This window comes from Aeromonas aquatilis (assembly GCF_054052405.1).
Map to the genome: position 1 here is coordinate 69,376 of NZ_JBSTYP010000017.1, position 17,517 is coordinate 86,892.

The window sequence follows — 17,517 nt, forward strand, 5'->3', positions numbered from 1 at the left end:
CCGGCCTCACTTTTTTTGTCGGATTGGTCGATCTGGTTGAAAATGCGCCTGCCTTTCCTGGCGGGCTACCTCTATAATAGAGTCGATTAATAATCAGATGGATGTCAGCGTATGGCGAGTATATTGGATTCCGTTGATCAACGAACTCAACTGGTGGGTGAAAACCGCCTCGAGTTGTTGATGTTTCGTCTCGGCACCCGCCAGATGTTCGCCATCAACGTCTTCAAGGTGCGGGAAGTGGTCAAGTTGCCTCATCTCAGCAAGATGCCGGGTTCTCACCACAATATCAGCGGGGTCGCCAATATCCGCGGCACCTCGATCCCGGTGATCAACCTGCGCAGCGCCATCGGCATGCGTCCCATGCCCATCGACAGTGAATCCAACCTCATCATCACCGAGTACAACCGCACCATTCAGGGCTTTCTGGTGGGGCAGGTGGCCAACATCGTCAACATGACCTGGAAGGATATCCTGCCGCCGCCGCGCTCGGCCGGGCGCGCCAACTATCTCACCGCCATCACCCGCATCCCGGATGAGGGGGTCGATCAGATCGTCGAGATTATCGACGTGGAGAAGGTGTTGGCGGAGATCATCACCTATGATATCCGGATCTCCGAAGAGGTGCTGGATCGGGAGATCCTGCCGGAGATGCATGGCCGTAAGGTCTTGATAGTCGATGACTCCAGCACCGCCCGCAATCTGGTGCGCGAGACCCTGGGTCAGCTTGGGCTCGAGGTGATCGAGTGTCAGGATGGTTTGCAGGCGCTGACCCTGCTCAAGGGGTGGTGCGATGCTGGCAAGAAGGTGACCGACGAGATCCTGCTGATGATCACCGATGCGGAAATGCCGGAGATGGACGGCTACCGCCTGACCCACGAGGTGCGCAGCGATCCGCGCATGTCCGATCTCTTTATCACCCTCAACACCTCCCTGAGCGGCAACTTCAACGAAGCCATGGTCAAGAAGGTGGGGTGCGACCGCTTTATCTCCAAATTCCAGCCCGACTTGCTGGTGGGCGTCACGCAGGAGCGGCTGCGTCAGGTGCTGGAAAGCTGAGAAGTTGCCTGCCGGTTATGCTAAATCAATAACAACACATCCCGCTTCGGCGGGATGTTTTGTTATGGGATATTGGTGATAGACGGCGGGCTTATTGGCTGAGCAGCGGCTCCATAAAGCGGGCGACTTTATCGCGGATTTGTGGCTGGGCCGCCGGGGTGGGATGAATACCATCGTTCATCATAAGTTCAGGGCGCAGCGCAATATCATCCATAAAGAAGGGCAGCAGCGGCAGATCGTTAGCCTGGGCCAACTCGGGAAAGATCTGTTCGAACTGGCGCAGATAGCGGGCACCGTAGTTGCGGGGCAGCTGGATCTGGGTCAACACCACACGGGTCTGCTGCTCCTTGGCGAGCGCGATCATGCTGGCCAGATTCTGGCGGGTAATGGTCGGTGCGAAGCCGCGCAGGCCGTCGTTGCCCCCCAGTTCGATCAGCAGCCAGTCCGGCTTGTGCTCCTTCAGCAGAGCGGGCAGACGAGCCAGCGCCCCTTGTGTCGTTTCACCGCTGATGCTGGCATTGAGCAGAGTGTGTTTGCCCCCCTCTTCCTGCCATTTCTGGTTGAGCAGGGCGGGCCAGCTCTGCTCAACCTGCATCTGATAGCCGGCGCTCAGGCTGTCTCCCAGCACCAGCAGGGTCTGGGCCTGAGCCGACGAGAGCAGGCTGCCGAGGCCAACGAACAAGGCAAACAGAATACGCACCATCAATTCAACTCCCGCTATGGATTGTCATCAAGGAATTGGAACAAAGGATACAGAGCATGAGTTCAACCCCCATTATTGTCGTCAAGGGCCTCGGCAAATCGGTTCGCCTCGGCCAGGAAAGCCTCACCATCCTTGAAGGGATCGATCTGCAAGTCAATAGCGGCGAGACGGTGGCACTGGTCGGCGCCTCCGGCTCCGGCAAGTCCACCCTGCTGGGGCTGCTGGCCGGGCTCGATCTGCCGAGTCAGGGGGAGATCGAGATCCTCGGCAAATCTCTCGGTGAGCTGGATGAGGAGGGGCGGGCCCGATTGCGTGCCGAGCAGATCGGTTTTGTGTTCCAGTCGTTCCTGCTGCTCCCGACCATGACGGCGCTGGAGAATGTTATGCTGCCCGCCGAGCTGCGCGGCGAGCGTGATTGCGAACCAAGAGCTCGCGAGCTGCTGGCCGCGGTCGGGCTTGGCGAGCGGTTGCACCATCTGCCGCCACGGCTCTCCGGCGGTGAGCAGCAGCGGGTGGCCATCGCCCGTGCCTTTATGACCCGTCCAAGCCTGCTGCTGGCGGACGAGCCGACCGGCAACCTCGACAGCAAGACCGGCGAGAAGGTGATTGAGCTGCTGTTTGAACTCAATCGCAAGCACGGCACCACGCTAGTAGTGGTGACCCATGATCATCAGCTGGCCGAGCGTTGCCAGCGGCAAGTGGTTATGACGGCGGGCAGACTGGATCGCGAGGTGGCCCATGGTGTGGTGTAACGGGGTGAGCTGCGGATCAGGCTGGAGATGCAAGGGATGATGCAGTGGCGATTGGGATGGCGACTGCTTCGCCGGGAAGGTTTCAGCGGCGAACTGCGCTGGTTTGTGCTGGCGCTGGCCCTGAGCGTGGCGTGCGTCTTGAGTGTGGCATTGGTGGCGGATCGGCTCGATGCCGGACTCAAGGCATCGGGCCGCGACTTTATCGGGGCTGATCGGGTGCTGCGCACCGCGGCCACCCTGCCGGATGGCTGGCTGGCCCGAGCGAAGCAGGATGGCTTGGCGGTGCAGACCACCGTCAGCTTCAACAGCATGCTGTTTCACGGTGATGCGCTGCAGCTTGCCTCCATTCGGGCCGTGCCCGACGGTTTTCCCTTCTACGGCAAGCTCACTCTGGAACCTGCCCGCGCCCCGGTTCCCGGCGAGATCTGGCTCTCCGCCCGGGTGATGCAGCTGCTTAAGGCTAAAACGGGGGATGAGCTGGAGGTGGGCAATACGGTGCTCAAGGTGGCAGGCCTGCTTGGTGAGGAGCCGGATCAGGGCTTCAGCCCCTTCCTGCTGGCGCCGCGGGCGCTGATCCACAGTGCCGATATCGAGGCGACCGGTGCCCTGCTACCCGGCAGCCGCCAGCAGTGGCGCTATCTGTTCAAGGGGCCGCGGGAATCGCTGGCCCGTTACGAGCAATGGTTGTTGCCGCAATTGCAGGCCGGACAGAAGTGGATCAAACCGGATGACAGCGAATCCCAAGTGGGCCGCTCGCTGGCCAATGCCGAGCGTTTCTTCCGGCTTGCCTCGCTAAGCGGGGTGTTGCTGGGGGCGTTGGCGATGGGGATTGCGGTGCGCCACTTTGCCGAGCGCCAGACCAATATGGTGGCGCTGCTCAAGACCCTGGGGGCATCCCGTCGCTCGCTCTGGCAACTGATGGGAACCCTGCTGCTGTCGCTGACGCTGATCGGTGCGCTGCTGGGTCTGGTGGCGGGCACAGCCATGCAGTGGATCACCTTGCAGCTGCTGGGGGACCTGCTGCCGCCGGATCTGCCGCCCCCCTCCTGGCGACCCTTTGCGCTGGGAGTGGCGGTGGCGCTCTTTATCACCCTGCTGCTCGCTTTTGTGCCCTTCTTGCGGCTGCTGAAGGTGCCGCCGCTGCGGGTATTGCGCCGGGAGCTAGAGGCGGGGATTCCCCCCTGGCTGGCTCTGCCGGTCGGCCTGCTCGGGCTGTTTGCGCTGGTCTGGGGCTTTACCGCCGATGTACGGCTGGCGCTGGGTCTGGTGGGTGGCATGGGCTTGCTGATGGGGCTGCTGGCCCTGCTGGCGGCACTGATGTTGCGGCTGGGGGCAAGAGTGAGGGGGCCTCATGCCTTGCGGCTGGCGCTGGCCCACCTGTCGCGCGAACGCAGCAGCGGCCTGTTTCAGCTGGCGGGCTTTGCGTTGGCGCTGATGCTGTTTGGCTTGCTCTGGGCGGCCCGGGTCGATCTGCTGGATGAGTTTTCGGCCCATCTTCCCGTCGATGCGCCCAACCGTTTTCTGGTCAATGTGGCCGAGAACGAGCGGGAGGGGATCCTGAGCGAACTGGCGGCAGCCGGGGCCACCACTTCCGATTTCTATCCCATGGTGCGCGGCAGGCTGACCCATATCGCCGGTGAGGCGGTGGGCGAGGGGGCCAGCAGTGGCCGCGAGGGGGTCGATCGGGAGCTCAACTTCACTACCACGGCAACCCTGCCAATCGACAACAAGCTGGTGGCCGGGAAATGGCTTGCCGGACCCGGCGAGGTGTCGGTGGATAGCGAGCTGGCCAAGCGGCTCGATATCAAGCTGGGGGACATGCTCGCCTTTACCATCGAGGGGCGCAGCTTCGGCGCCAGGGTCACCAGTTTGCGCAGCATCAAGTGGGACAACATGCGCCCCAACTTCTACATGATTTTCTCCGAGGATCTGTTGGCACCCTTCTCCCAAACCTGGCTTGGCAGCTACCGGCTGCCCGAGGCGGGGCGAACTGCCGAGGTGGAGTTGATCCGCCGTCATCCCACGGTGAGTCTTATCGATGTGGATGACCTGATTGCGCGGCTCACTCAGGTATCGGAGCAGGTGAGCCGGGCGCTGGCGCTGATGTTGGGGCTGGTGACAGTGGCCGCGCTGCTGGTGCTGCTGACCCAGACCCAGGCCAGCATGGCCCAGCGTCGGCGCGAGCTGTTGCTGATGCGCACTCTGGGCGCCAGCAGCGATCTGCTCAGGAAGATGCTGCGCTGGGAGCTGGTGGCCAGTGGTGCGCTGGCGGGGCTCTGTGCCGCCATGGTGGTGGAGCTCTGCTCCTTTGGCCTGCAGTGGTGGTGGTTCGAGGGGCAGTGGCAGTTCCACTGGGCTATCTGGCTCGGCCTGCCGACGCTGGGGGCACTGCTGGTGACGCTGGCGGGGCAGGGGATGCAGCGCCAGCTGCTGGCTGGCACCCTGAGCGATCGGCTGCGAGGGCTGGGTCAGGGGTTGTTGTAATCCCGCCAACGCGAGCCGATGCACACAAGGTGCAATAGCGCAGCCACAATAAACAAGCAGCCCGGCCATTGGCCGGGCTGCTTGTTATGCGAGGTGCTGACGAGCGGACGCAGCGAGCGGGTGTGAGTTAGCGGGGCTCACGCAGCAGATTGGTGAGGGCGCTCGGCAGCTCGGGATAGCTGAAGTGAAAACCGGCCTGTTGCAGCCGGGCTGGTATCACCTTTTGTCCGGTCAGCAGCAGATCGGCCGCTTCCCCCATCACCAGTTGCAGCAGCGGTGCCGGGACGAAAAAGAGGTGTGGACGGTGCAACGTCGTGGCCAGGGTCTGGCTGAACTCCCGGTTACTGACCGGATGGGGCGCAGTGCCGTTGAAGATACCGCTGCACTCTTCGTGCTCCAGCAAGAACAATATGGCGCGTACCAGATCCTGCACATGGATCCAGCTCATCATCTGGCTGCCCGACCCCATGGGGCCGCCGAGTCCGAGTCGGTAGGGAGGGAGCATTTTGGGTAGCGCGCCGCCATCCATGCCAAGCACCAGCCCGATCCGCACGATACAGACCCGGGTTTGGCGGCTCTGGGCCTCCTGCGCCTGGGTCTCCCACTGCTGGCAGAGCTGGTGGGTAAACTCGTCGTTGGGGGAGCTGCACTGCTCATTGAGGGTTTCGGTACCCTGTCTGCCATACCAGCCGATGGCGGAGGCGTTGATCAGCACCTTGGGCGGCGTGCTGGATAGCTTGATGAGATCTACCAGCTGCTCGGTCAACAGCCAGCGGCTATCGCAGAGCAGCTGTTTGCGCGACTCGCTCCAGCGTCCGGCGGCGATGGGTTCACCGGCCAGATTAATCACTGCGTCCACGTCATTGAGGTCATCAAGCCGGTCGAGGTTATCCAAAACCTTGATATCGTGACCCAGCAGGGAGTAAGCGCGGCTCCCCTGCCTGCTCAATACCACGACCTCGTGATTGACCTTGAGATGGGCAACCAGCTTGCGGCCGATAAAGCCGGTCCCTCCGGTAATAAGAATCTTCATCGCTGCATGCTCCCGCTGCCGTTTGCTCAACTTTAATGGTGTGGCTTCCCTTCAACAAGTGAGAGGTTGATCGGGAGTTTTCTGTTTGACGTTTGTTAACTCTATCCTCTTCTTACGACATATTGTTGAACAATAGTTTGAATTGATTGATTTTTATTGGGTGGACATTTGTTGAACAATCGCTATTATGGCGACCCTTTTCGCCTGTCCACCGAGGCTGTCACCCATTATCCGAGCATCAAAGAGGCCGCCATGCCATTTCGTCGTTTGAAACTTCGCCAGCTTTACTCGAGGATTCTGTTGGCGCTGCTGATGGGGGGCGGGATCCTGCTGCTGGGGGTTATTGCCGTTATCTGGCAGACGGTGACGGAGATAGAGCGTGATGCCGATTCACGGTTGCAGCATGCCCGGATGATGTTTGATCGCTCCATCGGCCATGCCCGGCAGGCGGCCATCAATGTGGAGGGGATGCTTGGTCACCCCTGCAAGGAGGCGGCACAACGGCTGCGCGAAAAGGTGGCCACGGTGCCTTATGTCCGTTCCGCCAATCTGGCTGTCGGCAGCCACATCTATTGCACCTCGCTCTATGGTGACTACGATGGCCCCTTCAATCCTGACAGCTATGTGGATGGCAGGCTGCAACTGCTGCCAGGCAATGAGGTCACACCGGATCGCCCCTTGATCGTGCTGCGTCATGAAACGGACAAGGGGAGTGTGCTGATCGGTGTAGATGGCTACTACCTGCGCAATACCCTCGAGATCTCAGCCAAAAACTCACCGATGGCTCTGGTGGTGGGGAAGACAGCCCTGTTTGGCTCAGGTCAGGTCGGGGCGGCGCCCTCTACGACAGAAGAGGGCTATATTGCCCTCGCTTCGGCTGCTTTCCCCTATCAGGTCGTCACCCGGGTCACGGCGCATGACTACTGGAGCCACGCATGGCGCTACTCCAGAGATACCTTGTTCCTCTCTCCGTTGCTGGCGCTGCTGATTGGATTCGGCACCTTCAGGTTGATGGGGCGTAGCAGCTCACCAGCGGAGGAGCTCAAGCGGGCGTTGATCGAAGAGGAGTTTATCCCCTACCTGCAGCCGGTGGTCTCCGGTGAGGATGAGCAGTGGCGTGGCTGTGAGGTGCTGATGCGCTGGCAGCATCCCAAGCAGGGGATGATCTCGCCGGATCGTTTTATCCCTCTCGCGGAAGATAGCGGGTTGATCGTGCCCATGACCAGCCTGCTGATGGCTCAGGTGCGCGACCACCTCTCCCCTTATGCCCGCAAGCTGCCAGCAAAGTTTCATTTTTGCTTCAATATCAGCGCCAAGCACTTTCAGGATCTCGACCTGTTGGCTGACTGCAAGGCCTTTCTCGACGCGTTTAAGGACAATCCCGTTGATTTGGGGCTGGAGCTGACGGAGCGGGAGTTGCTGGTGGCCGATGAGACAACCGCTCAGATGTTTGCCGAATTGCGCAAACTGGGCGTGTTGATCTCTATCGATGACTTTGGCACCGGTCACTCCAGTCTGACCTATCTGCAACAGTTTCAGGTCGATGCACTCAAGATTGACCGGAGTTTTGTAGAGATGATTGGCACGGATGCACTCTCCAGCCATATCGTCGAGAACGTGATTGATCTGGCGAAGCGACTTGAATTGATCCTGATCGCGGAAGGGGTCGAGAAGCAGTCGCAGGCGGACTACCTGCGGGCGCGCCACGTTGACTATCTGCAAGGGTATCTCTATGGCCGCCCCATGCCGATGGCGCAGTTTTGCAAGACCCTGTTTGGCTGAACGGGTGAATGGGGTGCATAAAAAACCAGCGAGCACTCGCTGGTTTTTTGTTGATACCGTTTGGCTTGGGCGTTCAGAGCATGCGCTGGAGGGCGCGAGCCAGCCGCTTGACCCCCTCCTCGATGGTCGCTTCGTCGACGCAGGAGAAGCTCAGGCGCAGGGTGTTCTTGATCTCGGGGCGCACATAGAAGGGGGCGCCCGGCACGAAGGCCACCTTCTCCTTGATCGCCTCGTCAAACAGCGCCATGGCACTGATGTGGGCTGGCAGGGTCAGCCAGAGGAACATCCCCCCTTCCGGCCGGGTGTAGCTCACACCGGGCGGGCAGTGACGGGCCAGCGCAGCCTCCATGGCTGCACGCTGTCGACCATAGACCTCCTTGATCTTCTCCAGATGGGCATCCAGTGAATTGTCGGTCAGGAAGCGGTGCAGCACCTGCTGGCTGAAGGCGTTGCTGTGCAGGTCGGTGGCCTGTTTGGCAATGGTCACCTTCTTGCGCAACCAGTCAGGCACTAACATCCAGCCCAGACGGAAGGCGGGCACCACGGTCTTGGAGAAGGAGCCGAGCAGTACGGTATTGTTCGGCGCCAGCTTGGCAATCGGTGGCAGGTGTTCGCCCTCGAAGCGCAGCTCGCCGTAGGGATCATCTTCCACCATCAAAAGCTCGTGGCGCACCAGTCGCTCGGCCAGTGCCTCGCGGTTGGCACGACTATAGGAGACACCGCTCGGGTTCTGGAAGTTGGGCACGCCGTAGAGCAGCTTGGCATTGGATCCGCTTGCCAGCAGCGCATCCAGCGCCGCCAGATCCAGCCCCTCTTCTTCAAGGGTGATCGGCTTGAAGGTGGGCTGGTAGACAGAAAAGGCCTGAATAGCGCCAAGGTAACCCGGCTCTTCGATGATGAGATCCTGACCCTCGTCGATCAGCACCTTGCCAAGCAGATCCAGCGCTTGCTGGGAGCCGCTGGTGATGAGGATGTTGTCCGGATTGACCTGCATGCCGTGGCGGGCCAGATAGCGGTCGGCAATATATTGGCGCAGCGGGGCGAAGCCCTCGGTCGCCGCATATTGCAGGGCAGCAGCCCCTTGCTCGCGCAGTACATCCTGACAGGCCTGATCGATCGCCTTGACCGGAAACAGGTGGGGATTGGGCAGGCCACCAGCGAAGGAGATGATCTCTGGATTGGCGGCAACTTTGAGGATTTCACGGATAAAGGAAGGTTCAACCTTCTCGAAGCGCTGGGCAAAAAACGGCTGCATAGACAATTCTCTCGGCATGTGGGCGGTCGCTCCATTCGACCATCAGGTTATCCGTTTGTATCAGATTTCAGAAATGAGGCAATGATTGTCACAAAAATCGCCAAAAAAGGGCTGGATTGACTCTGATTCGGCGTATATTGAGCGGTTGTTCGGGGCGAAGGGGCAGGATGGAATATTTGTTGCGCGAAACACTTGCGCCTTGGGCCTATCTTGGGATAATTCGCTCCCCTGTTTTCGCGGGTCGATGAAATGCCGAGCCGCGAGCGATCCCGCCCGGGATCGAACACAAGATGTATTACCCGGATTGATGAAATAACGAGACCATTATGCCTGTGACCCAAGATGTATTTAACGAAGACGGCAAGTTCATGCGCAAGATCCGCAGCTTTGTCCGTCGCGAAGGCCGCCTGACCAAAGGGCAGGAGAAGGCCCTGGAAGAGCTCTGGCCGGTCATGGGCATCGATTTCGAGCCAAAGCCGCTCGATCTGGTCGCGCTGTTTGGCCGCGAGGCACCTGTGGTGCTGGAGATCGGCTTTGGCATGGGTGCCTCTCTGGTCGAGATGGCCAAGAATGCCCCCGAGAAGAACTTCATCGGCATTGAAGTGCACTCGCCGGGCGTGGGCGCCTGTCTGGGCACCGCTCAGGAAGCGGGCGTCACCAATCTGAAAGTGATCTGCCACGATGCGGTTGAGGTGCTGGAGCACATGATCCCGAACGGTTCACTCTCCTGCCTGCAGTTGTTCTTCCCGGACCCCTGGCACAAGAGCCGCCACCACAAGCGCCGCATCGTGCAGCCTGCGTTTGCCCAGGATATTCGCCAGAAGCTGGCCATCGGTGGCGTGTTCCACATGGCGACCGACTGGGAAAACTATGCCGAGCACATGCTGGAAGTGATGAGCGCTGCCGAAGGTTACGAGAACACCTCCACGACCGGCAACTGGGTGGAGCGCCCTGACTGGCGCCCGCTGACCAAATTTGAACAACGCGGCCATCGTCTCGGCCACGGGGTTTGGGATCTGATTTTCAAGCGTGTCAGCTAAGCTGGCACGTCAACACACCTAGCGTATCAACTAACTTGAGGAGCTATCATGGCCAATCGTAGCCGCCGCCTGCGCAAGAAACTGCGCGTCGATGAATTCCAGGAAATGGGTTTCGACATCAGTTTCAACTTCCCGGTCGGCACTGCCGAAGAGACCATCGATGCGGTAGTCGATGCGATGATCGATGAGGTTGTTGAACCCCGTAAACTGGCTTTTGCCGGCTCCGGTCACCTGGCCTGGGAAGGGATGATCTGCACCCAGCAACTGGGCAAGTGTACCGAAGAAGACCGCGCCGCCGTCAAATCCTGGCTGGAAGGCAAGGGGATGGAAGCCGTGGTCGTTACTGAGCTGTTCGACCTCTGGTACGGTGAACCGGCCTGATACAAGGCTGCCGCATCTGGCGCCTTGTTGTGGGTAACTGAAAAATCCCGCCGCTGGCGGGATTTTTGTCAGTGGTGATGGGATCTCCACCGCTGTTTTAGTCATGGAATCGCTTATTGCTTATGGTGTTGTCATCCGAATTACTGGCCAGCATCCTTGAAGAGGTGCGCCCGTTGCTGGGACAAGGCAAGGTGGCCGACTACATTCCGGCACTGGCTCAGGTACCGGCCGATCGGCTTGGTATCGCAGTCTGTACCGTCGAGGGGGAGCTGTTCACCGCCGGTGACGCTTTTGAACCCTTCTCCATCCAGAGTATCTCCAAGGCCCTGAGCCTGACCCTGGCACTCACCCTTTATCAGGAGGAGGAGATCTGGGCCCGGGTTGGCAAGGAGCCCTCCGGCCAGCCCTTCAACTCGCTGGTGCAGCTCGAGTTCGAGCAGGGGATCCCCCGCAACCCCTTTATCAATGCCGGAGCGCTGGTAGTGAGCGATCTGCTGGAGACCCGCCTCACTGCGCCCCGTCAGCGTACCCTCGAGCTGGTGCGCCGCCTTTCCGGCAATCCGGCCATCATGGCGGATCAGGTGGTCGCCCGCTCCGAATATCAGCACTCTGCCCGCAACGCCGCCATCGCCTATCTGATGAAGGCCTATGGCAACTTCGAAAACGAAGTGGACAAGGTGCTGCAAAGCTACTTCAATGCCTGTGCCATTCGCATGAGCTGCGTCGATCTGGCGCGGGCATTCATCTATCTGGCCAACCGTGGTGTGCCACTGGGCGAGAGCGTACCGCTGCTGCCAGCCCGCACCACCAAGCAGGTCAACGCCCTGCTCGCCATCTGCGGCCTTTATGATGAGGCGGGCGATTTTGCCTATCGGGTCGGCATGCCGGGCAAATCGGGGGTCGGCGGCGGTATCATCGCCCTGATCCCGGGCGAGCTCTGCGTTTGTGTCTGGTCGCCCGAGCTCAACAAAGCCGGTAACTCGCTGGCGGGCACGGCGGCGCTGGAGCTGCTGGCCGAGCGGCTGGGTCGCTCCATTTTTTAACCTTGTTCACTATGAATCGAGACATCACCATGAAACGACATCTTCGCTTCCTGCAGGCCGCGCTGGCGACCTTACTGCTCTGGTGTGCCCTGCCCGCGGTGGCAGGGGAGTTGCCACCGCTCTCGCTGGCCGATGCCAAGGCCAAACAGGCTGTCATCCTGGATACCCGCGCCAGCTACTTCTATCAGGGGTGGCCGATGGAAGGGGAGAAGCTGGGCGGTCATGTGGCGGGCGCCGAGAACCTCTCTGCCGAGTGGAAATACAGCGATGAAGAGTGGCCAAAGGCCCTCGAGATCAAGGGGCTGAAGGCCGATCATCCAGTTGCCCTCTACGGTTCGTCCCGCGAAGTGGCCGAGGTGGCCCGTCTGCTGCGCAAGCAGGGGATCAAGCAGCTGTTCGAGCTGCAAGGGTGGCAAGCCGCACCGCGCGAGTCGCTGGCACGCTGGCAGCAGCTGGTCTATACGCGCTGGTTGGCGGATCTGCAAGAGGGCAAGCCGGTTGCCGCGGCGCCCAAGGGTGACTGGAAGCTGTTTGAAGTGGATTGGGGTTCACCCAAGGCCTACCTCATCAGCCACATCCCGGGGGCCGGTTATATCGATACCAACAGCCTCGAAGAGGAGCCGCTGTGGAACAAGGTCTCTGACGAAGCGCTCAAGAAGCTGCTGCTGGATAACGGCATCCGTCACGACACCACCGTGATCCTCTATGGTCGCAACACCATGGCGGCTGCCCGTGCTGCGCACCTGATGATGTATGCGGGGGTGGAAGATGTACGCCTGCTGGACGGTGGTCTGGATGCCTGGTTTATCCAGCACCTGCGTACCGAAACCGGCCTGCCCAACAAATATGAGCCGGTGAAGGAGTTTGGCGTGGCCATTCCCGCTCACCCCGAGTACTACACCACGCTAAGTCAGGCGAAAGAGCTGCTCACGAAACCCGATAGCGCACTGGTCAGCGTGCGTACCTGGGACGAGTTTGTCGGCAACACCTCAGGTTACAGCTACATCAAGCCGAAGGGCGATATCCCGGGGGCCAAGTGGGGTCATGGTGGCGTCGATGCCAACAGCATGAGCGACTTCCACAACCCGGACGGCACCATGAAGCCGGCCCGCGAGATCCTCGCCATGTGGGACCAGTGGAACATCGAGCCGACCCAGCAGGCGGCGTTCTACTGCGGTACCGGCTGGCGAGCCTCCGAGGCTTTCTTCTACGCCTGGCTGATGGACTGGAAACAGATCAGCGTCTACGACGGCGGTTGGTATGAGTGGAGTTCCGATCCCAAGAACCCGACCGTGACCGGTGAGCGCCAGCCCGCCAAGTCATGATTGCGCGCTGGTGCTGAAAAGAAGAGGCCGGGCAGAGATGTCCGGCCTCTTTGTCTCTGTTCGCCAAGATTCCTGGCGGCTCGGCTTTACCGATGGGTTCCCGGTTGTCACTGATGTTTGATAGTGATCTCAATTTCTTGCGTCAGTTACCAAGTGATAACCGGATTGGAGTAGGCTGTGATCGACACCCTCGTGGTGAGGGTGAAAGGAGACGATTGCACCTATGAAAAAACTGATGATGATCCTGGTGTGCGCCCTGGGGCTGGTGGCATGCAGCTCCCAATACATCATGAGTACGACCGATGGCAAGATGATCACCACCGAGAGCAAGCCCAAGCTTGATGAGAGCACTGGCATGTATCGCTATTACGATCATGAAGGGCGCGAGGTAATGATCAAGAAAGATGACGTGACCCAAATCATGGAGCGCTAAGCGCTCTCTTGCCGCAAGGGCCGCTATCTGCGGCTCTTCTCTTTTTGCCGAAAAGTCGTACTGTTTTCTCTGTTGATCCCCGCACATTCGCAGCAAATTCAGCCGTGATACAGCTTCCGTTATGGTTTAACCCTTATCATCACACTCCATTTTTTATTGGAGGTGTTATGTCCTTGATGTCTATCTGGAATTCCCGTTTTTCTGCACGCAGCTTGCTGGGTGGTGTCTTGCTGGTGGTGGCGTCAGCCAGCCATGCCGGTGACGATCAGTTCACGCTGGGGCGGACTATTTTACTGGGAGCCGGTGATCATGGTGCGACAATTCCTTTGGTGATTTGCCGTCAGACCAAATATATCAAGGTGAAGGCGGAGCGTGATTTGACCCTGGATCGGGTGGTGGTGACCTATGGTGGTGATCGTACCAAGACCATTCGTTTCGATCGGGAAATGAGCAGTGATAAAGAGACCGAGTGGAAATCACTGGGCTCGCGCCGTTGTGTGAAAAAAATCGAAGTGTACGGTAATTCAGAGCGCAGCAAAGCGGGCGTAAAAGTATTTGGCCGCAAATAATTGATGCGGTTTTTCTGCGCAAACAGATGAGTTAAAAATAATGGCGAGCCGTGGCTCGCCATTATTTTTTATGGTCGGGTTCACTATTTTTTCGGCCGAAATGGCTTGATGACGGTTTCATCGCACTCGAGATACGGCCCTTCCATCAAATCGATGCAGTAGGGGATGGCGGGGAAGACGGCATCCAGACATTCGCGGATTGATTTGGGTTTGCCCGGCAGATTGACGATCAGGGTATCGTCGCGCAGTCCGGCAGTCTGGCGCGACAGAATGGCTGTCGGCACAAATTTGAGGGATTCGGCCCGCATCAGCTCGCCAAAGCCCGGCATCATGCGATCACACACCGCCTCGGTCGCTTCCGGCGTGACATCCCGCTTGGCCGGACCGGTGCCGCCTGTGGTGACGATGAGACAACACTGCTCCTCATCCGCCAGCCGGATCAGGGTCGCTTCAATCTGATCCTGCTCATCGGGGATCACCTGATAGACAGGTTCCCACTCCGAGGTCAGATAGGCGTTCAGGGTGTCGATGATGGCCTTGCCGGAGAGGTCTTCATAGATGCCCGCGCTGGCGCGATCGCTGACGGTGACGATACCGATTTTTGCCTTGCTCATGGTCTGCTCTTGAATGTCCGATAAAAGTGGCAATTAAAATAACATAATCAGTGAGATATGTTAAACCGTCAGGAGATGGCGCGGGTCGGTGAGGGAAGAATAAAGTGTCGAATGAAGCAAAATAAGGCCACCGGATTTTTATTTGCAATAAAAAACAGAAAATCACAACCTAAAATGTATAAGTGTTTTCTCTCGCCTTAATTAAAAACAATCGCTTGTTTCCAAACACAATTAAAATAGATAGACACCCTCGTAGTGACCATTGTCCGGTTTAGTCGCCAGTGGATGGATTGAACCCTTTTTAGCCGCGTCGTATATACAGATTTATATGGCTGGGACGTGATGGTGTGGTACCGCAGTGTGTTGCCAGCAATAGTCGCCAAGGAGGGCATATGGAGTTGCCTGATTTTGACACCCTGAAGGAGTTGGCTGCGAGTGAGCCCTCCCGGCTGGATGCGATTCTGGAGCAGCAGATCGACCAGTTGATGGCCCGAGCGAGCCCCGATCAGCAGCGCCGTCTGCGCGGGTTGCAGTTCAAGATTGATGGTCAGCGTCGTCTGGCGAAAAACAATCTTGATAGCTGTATCCGGATTACCAACATGATGCGGGAATCCTTTTATCTGATGCGCAGCGAAATGAGGCAGTTCAGAGAAGAGGGGGACCCTCCGTCTGAAAGCGATGGTACTGGCAAAATAATCCATCTGGCTGACTATCGACGTCGCAAATAATCTGCAATAACCCCCTTGGTTGATATTTCAGCCAAATCGGTGAGGCCATAATAAAGGGAATTGCTGGCGATCTGATTGTTATGGTTTTTAATGTTAGTCGTAATGTATTTGTAATGTGACCTGTTTTCTTCTTCTTGTAATAACTTATCAGTCAGGTTGTGATAGGGGTGGATGAATAACAGTAAAAGTTAGGCTAATATGGCCGTAATTTTTATTGCTACGACTCGAAGGGATTATGAGAAGTATCACTCCAAGACGGGTGTTGTCGCGGGAGCAACAGACTGAGATCACCCGTATTGTCGTCAAGGTGGCTCAGATGTTGGCCCAGTTCGGGGCGGAGAGCCGGATCATCGAGCAGACCACGGTGCGGCTGGGGATGGCGCTGGGGCTGGAGAGTGTCGAAATGGCCATCTCTTCCAGTGCCATCGTGCTCACCAGTCTCTATCAGGGGGGTTGCGTCACCACTACCCGGCGGGTGCGCGAACATGGCATCAATATGCAGGTGGTGTGTGAGATACAGCGGATCTGCATCATGGCGGAGAAAGAGCTGATCGGCGCCCGTGAAGTGAGCCAGCGCCTCGAAGCCATCGTCCCTTTCCATTATCACCCCTGGCTGGTGGTCCCCATGGTGGGGCTCTCATGTGGTGCCTTTAGCCTGCTGTTTGGCGGTGACTGGCCCATCTTCCTGGTGACCTGCTTCTCGTCTGCCGTGGCGATGCGGGTGCGCCAGCTGATGGCCCGCCATCACCACAGCCCGCTAATCAACTTTGCCGCCACCGGCTTTATCGCCACCTTGCTCTCCTCCAGCGCCACCTTCTTCAACTGGGGTGACCAGCCTTATCTCGCCATGGCGGCCAGCGTGCTGCTGCTGGTACCGGGCTTTCCGCTGATCAATGCGGTCTCAGATATGGTGAAGGGCTACTTCAACATGGGGCTGGCCCGCTGGGGGACTGCGACCCTGCTGACCATCAGCGCCGCCATAGGTATCATTTTGGCCATGTCGGTCACGGGGATCTGGGGGTGGAAAGTATGATGGATTTGCTCTGGCTACTGGCCAAGGATGCCTTCTGGTCCTCCATTCCGGCGGTGGGATTTGCCATGCTGTTCAACGTGCCGCCACGGATGCTGAAATATTGCGCCATGGGCGGCGCGCTGGCCCACAGCCTGCGCACCCTACTCATTCACTACGGCATGCCCATCGAGTGGGCGACGCTGGCGGCGGCAACCACGGTTGGGTTTGTCTGCGTCTACTGGTCTCGCCGTCTGCTGGCGCCGCGTCCGGTGTTCAGCGTTGCCTCCATCATTCCGATGATCCCGGGCAGTTATGCGTTCAAGACCATGATTGCGGTGGTGGAGCTCAACATCAGCGGCGTGACCATGGAGTTGATCCAGAGTGCGGTGGAGAACGGCCTCAAGGCGCTCTTTATCGTCGGGGCTCTCAGTTTCGGTTTGGCGATCCCCTCTCTGGTCGTGTACCGTAACCGCCCCATAATCTGACAGACGGTGAGAGGCCCCATGAAGATTTCCATGATTGCCGCCATGGCCCACGACAGGGTGATCGGCAAGGACAACCAGATGCCCTGGCATCTGCCTGCCGATCTGGCCCACTTCAAACGGGTGACCCTCGGCAAACCGGTATTGATGGGGCGCAAGACGTTCGAATCCATTGGTCGACCGCTGCCCGGACGGCGCAATCTGGTGATCAGCCGCAATCCCGACTATCAGGCCGAGGGCATTGAGGTGGTGGGCTCCGTCGAGGCGGCGCAGGCCCTGCTGGCCGGCAGCGCGGTGGAGGAGTTGATGGTGATCGGCGGCGGCCATCTCTACGCCGAGATGTTGCCGAGCGCGGATCGCCTCTACCTGACGCAAATCGATCTGGCAGTTGAAGGGGATACCCGCTTCCCCGTTTTTGATGATGGTCAGTGGCAGCGTGTCGACAGCGAGAGCCACCCTGCCGATGAGAAGAACCCGCACCCCTACCGATTCGAGACCTGGCAGCGCCGCTGACGGGCGAATGCTAATGGGCAAATAACAACAAGGGCATCTTCGGATGCCCTTCAGATTGCTGAAGAACCCCCTCTTTTTCAAAGAGGGGGTTCTTTTTTAACTCGGCACCACGGGGCCACTCACTCACTGACAAGCCGCCATATTGACCATCTTCGCCATGAAAAAGGCATCAAAGACCATGCTATCGCCCTAACAAGACCATCTGCCGGGGAATTCGGCGGATTCGGGCCCTTACTCCCCTTCCTGCTCTGCACCAACGCTATCTTCTTCATGTTCTGACACGCGGCGGCCAGCAGTCCTTGCATCTGCACT

Annotated in this window: 18 protein-coding genes; 14 read left to right on the forward strand and 4 right to left on the reverse strand. The window is 58.9% G+C overall.

Annotated elements, in window-relative coordinates; genetic code table 11:
- The first annotated feature begins 111 nt into the window (after nt 1–111).
- Nucleotides 112–1,056, forward strand: a complete 945-nt coding sequence (locus ACW5W8_RS08780; RefSeq protein WP_498627399.1) for a chemotaxis protein CheV — start codon at nt 112–114, stop codon at nt 1,054–1,056.
- 91 nt (nt 1,057–1,147) lie between these two features.
- Here ACW5W8_RS08780 and ACW5W8_RS08785 read toward each other — a convergent pair whose 3' ends face one another.
- Entirely contained in the window at nt 1,148–1,759 is a 612-nt protein-coding gene (locus tag ACW5W8_RS08785) for an arylesterase (RefSeq protein WP_005335237.1), read from the reverse strand.
- Between the two features lie 56 nt (nt 1,760–1,815).
- Between ACW5W8_RS08785 and ACW5W8_RS08790 the strand changes: the two genes are divergently transcribed.
- Complete coding sequence (locus tag ACW5W8_RS08790; protein ID WP_201989846.1) at nt 1,816–2,511, forward strand: ABC transporter ATP-binding protein; 696 nt, start codon at nt 1,816–1,818, stop codon at nt 2,509–2,511.
- Between the two features lie 36 nt (nt 2,512–2,547).
- Nucleotides 2,548–4,995, forward strand: coding sequence for an ABC transporter permease (locus tag ACW5W8_RS08795; protein WP_498627401.1), 2,448 nt, complete (start codon nt 2,548–2,550; stop codon nt 4,993–4,995).
- 127 nt (nt 4,996–5,122) lie between these two features.
- On the opposite strand, the gene ACW5W8_RS08800 is transcribed toward ACW5W8_RS08795, so the two are convergent.
- Nucleotides 5,123–6,028 carry a TIGR01777 family oxidoreductase gene (locus ACW5W8_RS08800; protein ID WP_498627402.1) on the reverse strand — a complete coding sequence of 302 codons (906 nt, stop codon included), beginning with the start codon at nt 6,026–6,028 and terminating at the stop codon, nt 5,123–5,125.
- 252 nt (nt 6,029–6,280) lie between these two features.
- Here ACW5W8_RS08800 and ACW5W8_RS08805 point away from each other — a divergent pair, with 252 nt between their 5' ends.
- Entirely contained in the window at nt 6,281–7,810 is a 1,530-nt protein-coding gene (locus tag ACW5W8_RS08805) for an EAL domain-containing protein (RefSeq protein WP_498627403.1), read from the forward strand.
- Between the two features lie 73 nt (nt 7,811–7,883).
- Here the strand turns inward: ACW5W8_RS08805 and ACW5W8_RS08810 are convergent, their stop codons facing one another.
- The gene (locus ACW5W8_RS08810) at nt 7,884–9,065 is read right to left on the reverse strand and encodes an aminotransferase-like domain-containing protein (RefSeq protein ID WP_498627405.1); all 1,182 of its coding nucleotides are present in this window, start codon (nt 9,063–9,065) and stop codon (nt 7,884–7,886) included.
- A gap of 326 nt (nt 9,066–9,391) precedes the next feature.
- Between ACW5W8_RS08810 and trmB the strand changes: the two genes are divergently transcribed.
- The 6 genes from trmB (at nt 9,392) to ACW5W8_RS08840 (ending at nt 13,856) form a co-directional block, all read left to right on the forward strand.
- Nucleotides 9,392–10,105, forward strand: a complete 714-nt coding sequence (trmB, locus tag ACW5W8_RS08815; protein ID WP_498627406.1) for a tRNA (guanosine(46)-N7)-methyltransferase TrmB — start codon at nt 9,392–9,394, stop codon at nt 10,103–10,105.
- 48 nt (nt 10,106–10,153) lie between these two features.
- Nucleotides 10,154–10,486, forward strand: a complete 333-nt coding sequence (locus ACW5W8_RS08820) for a YggL family protein (protein ID WP_005348158.1) — start codon at nt 10,154–10,156, stop codon at nt 10,484–10,486.
- Nucleotides 10,487–10,608: 122 nt separating this feature from the next.
- A complete protein-coding gene (gene glsB / locus ACW5W8_RS08825; protein WP_498627408.1) occupies nt 10,609–11,529 on the forward strand; it encodes a glutaminase B in 921 nt (306 codons plus the stop codon).
- A gap of 29 nt (nt 11,530–11,558) precedes the next feature.
- Nucleotides 11,559–12,854: a sulfurtransferase gene (locus tag ACW5W8_RS08830; RefSeq protein ID WP_498627409.1), complete on the forward strand. Its 1,296-nt coding sequence runs from the start codon at nt 11,559–11,561 to the stop codon at nt 12,852–12,854.
- 223 nt (nt 12,855–13,077) lie between these two features.
- On the forward strand, nt 13,078–13,287 hold the full coding sequence (locus tag ACW5W8_RS08835; protein WP_498627411.1) for a YgdI/YgdR family lipoprotein: 210 nt from the start codon (nt 13,078–13,080) through the stop codon (nt 13,285–13,287).
- A 167-nt stretch (nt 13,288–13,454) separates the two neighbouring features.
- Nucleotides 13,455–13,856: a DUF2541 family protein gene (locus tag ACW5W8_RS08840; RefSeq protein ID WP_005348146.1), complete on the forward strand. Its 402-nt coding sequence runs from the start codon at nt 13,455–13,457 to the stop codon at nt 13,854–13,856.
- An 83-nt stretch (nt 13,857–13,939) separates the two neighbouring features.
- Here ACW5W8_RS08840 and mog read toward each other — a convergent pair whose 3' ends face one another.
- Nucleotides 13,940–14,470, reverse strand: coding sequence for a molybdopterin adenylyltransferase (mog, locus tag ACW5W8_RS08845; protein ID WP_005354170.1), 531 nt, complete (start codon nt 14,468–14,470; stop codon nt 13,940–13,942).
- 392 nt (nt 14,471–14,862) lie between these two features.
- Here mog and ACW5W8_RS08850 point away from each other — a divergent pair, with 392 nt between their 5' ends.
- The 4 genes from ACW5W8_RS08850 to folA all read left to right on the forward strand — a co-directional run bounded on the left by ACW5W8_RS08850 (nt 14,863) and on the right by folA (nt 17,205).
- A complete protein-coding gene (locus tag ACW5W8_RS08850; protein ID WP_498627413.1) occupies nt 14,863–15,198 on the forward strand; it encodes a DUF3135 domain-containing protein in 336 nt (111 codons plus the stop codon).
- Nucleotides 15,199–15,433: 235 nt separating this feature from the next.
- Complete coding sequence (locus tag ACW5W8_RS08855; RefSeq protein ID WP_498627415.1) at nt 15,434–16,231, forward strand: threonine/serine exporter family protein; 798 nt, start codon at nt 15,434–15,436, stop codon at nt 16,229–16,231.
- Nucleotides 16,228–16,695: a threonine/serine exporter family protein gene (locus ACW5W8_RS08860; protein ID WP_021138083.1), complete on the forward strand. Its 468-nt coding sequence runs from the start codon at nt 16,228–16,230 to the stop codon at nt 16,693–16,695. The genes ACW5W8_RS08855 and ACW5W8_RS08860 overlap by 4 nt, the downstream gene beginning before the upstream one ends.
- 18 nt (nt 16,696–16,713) lie before the next feature.
- Nucleotides 16,714–17,205 (forward strand): type 3 dihydrofolate reductase, encoded by a 492-nt coding sequence (gene folA, locus ACW5W8_RS08865; protein WP_498627417.1) that lies wholly within the window; start codon nt 16,714–16,716, stop codon nt 17,203–17,205.
- Nucleotides 17,206–17,517 lie beyond the last annotated feature (312 nt).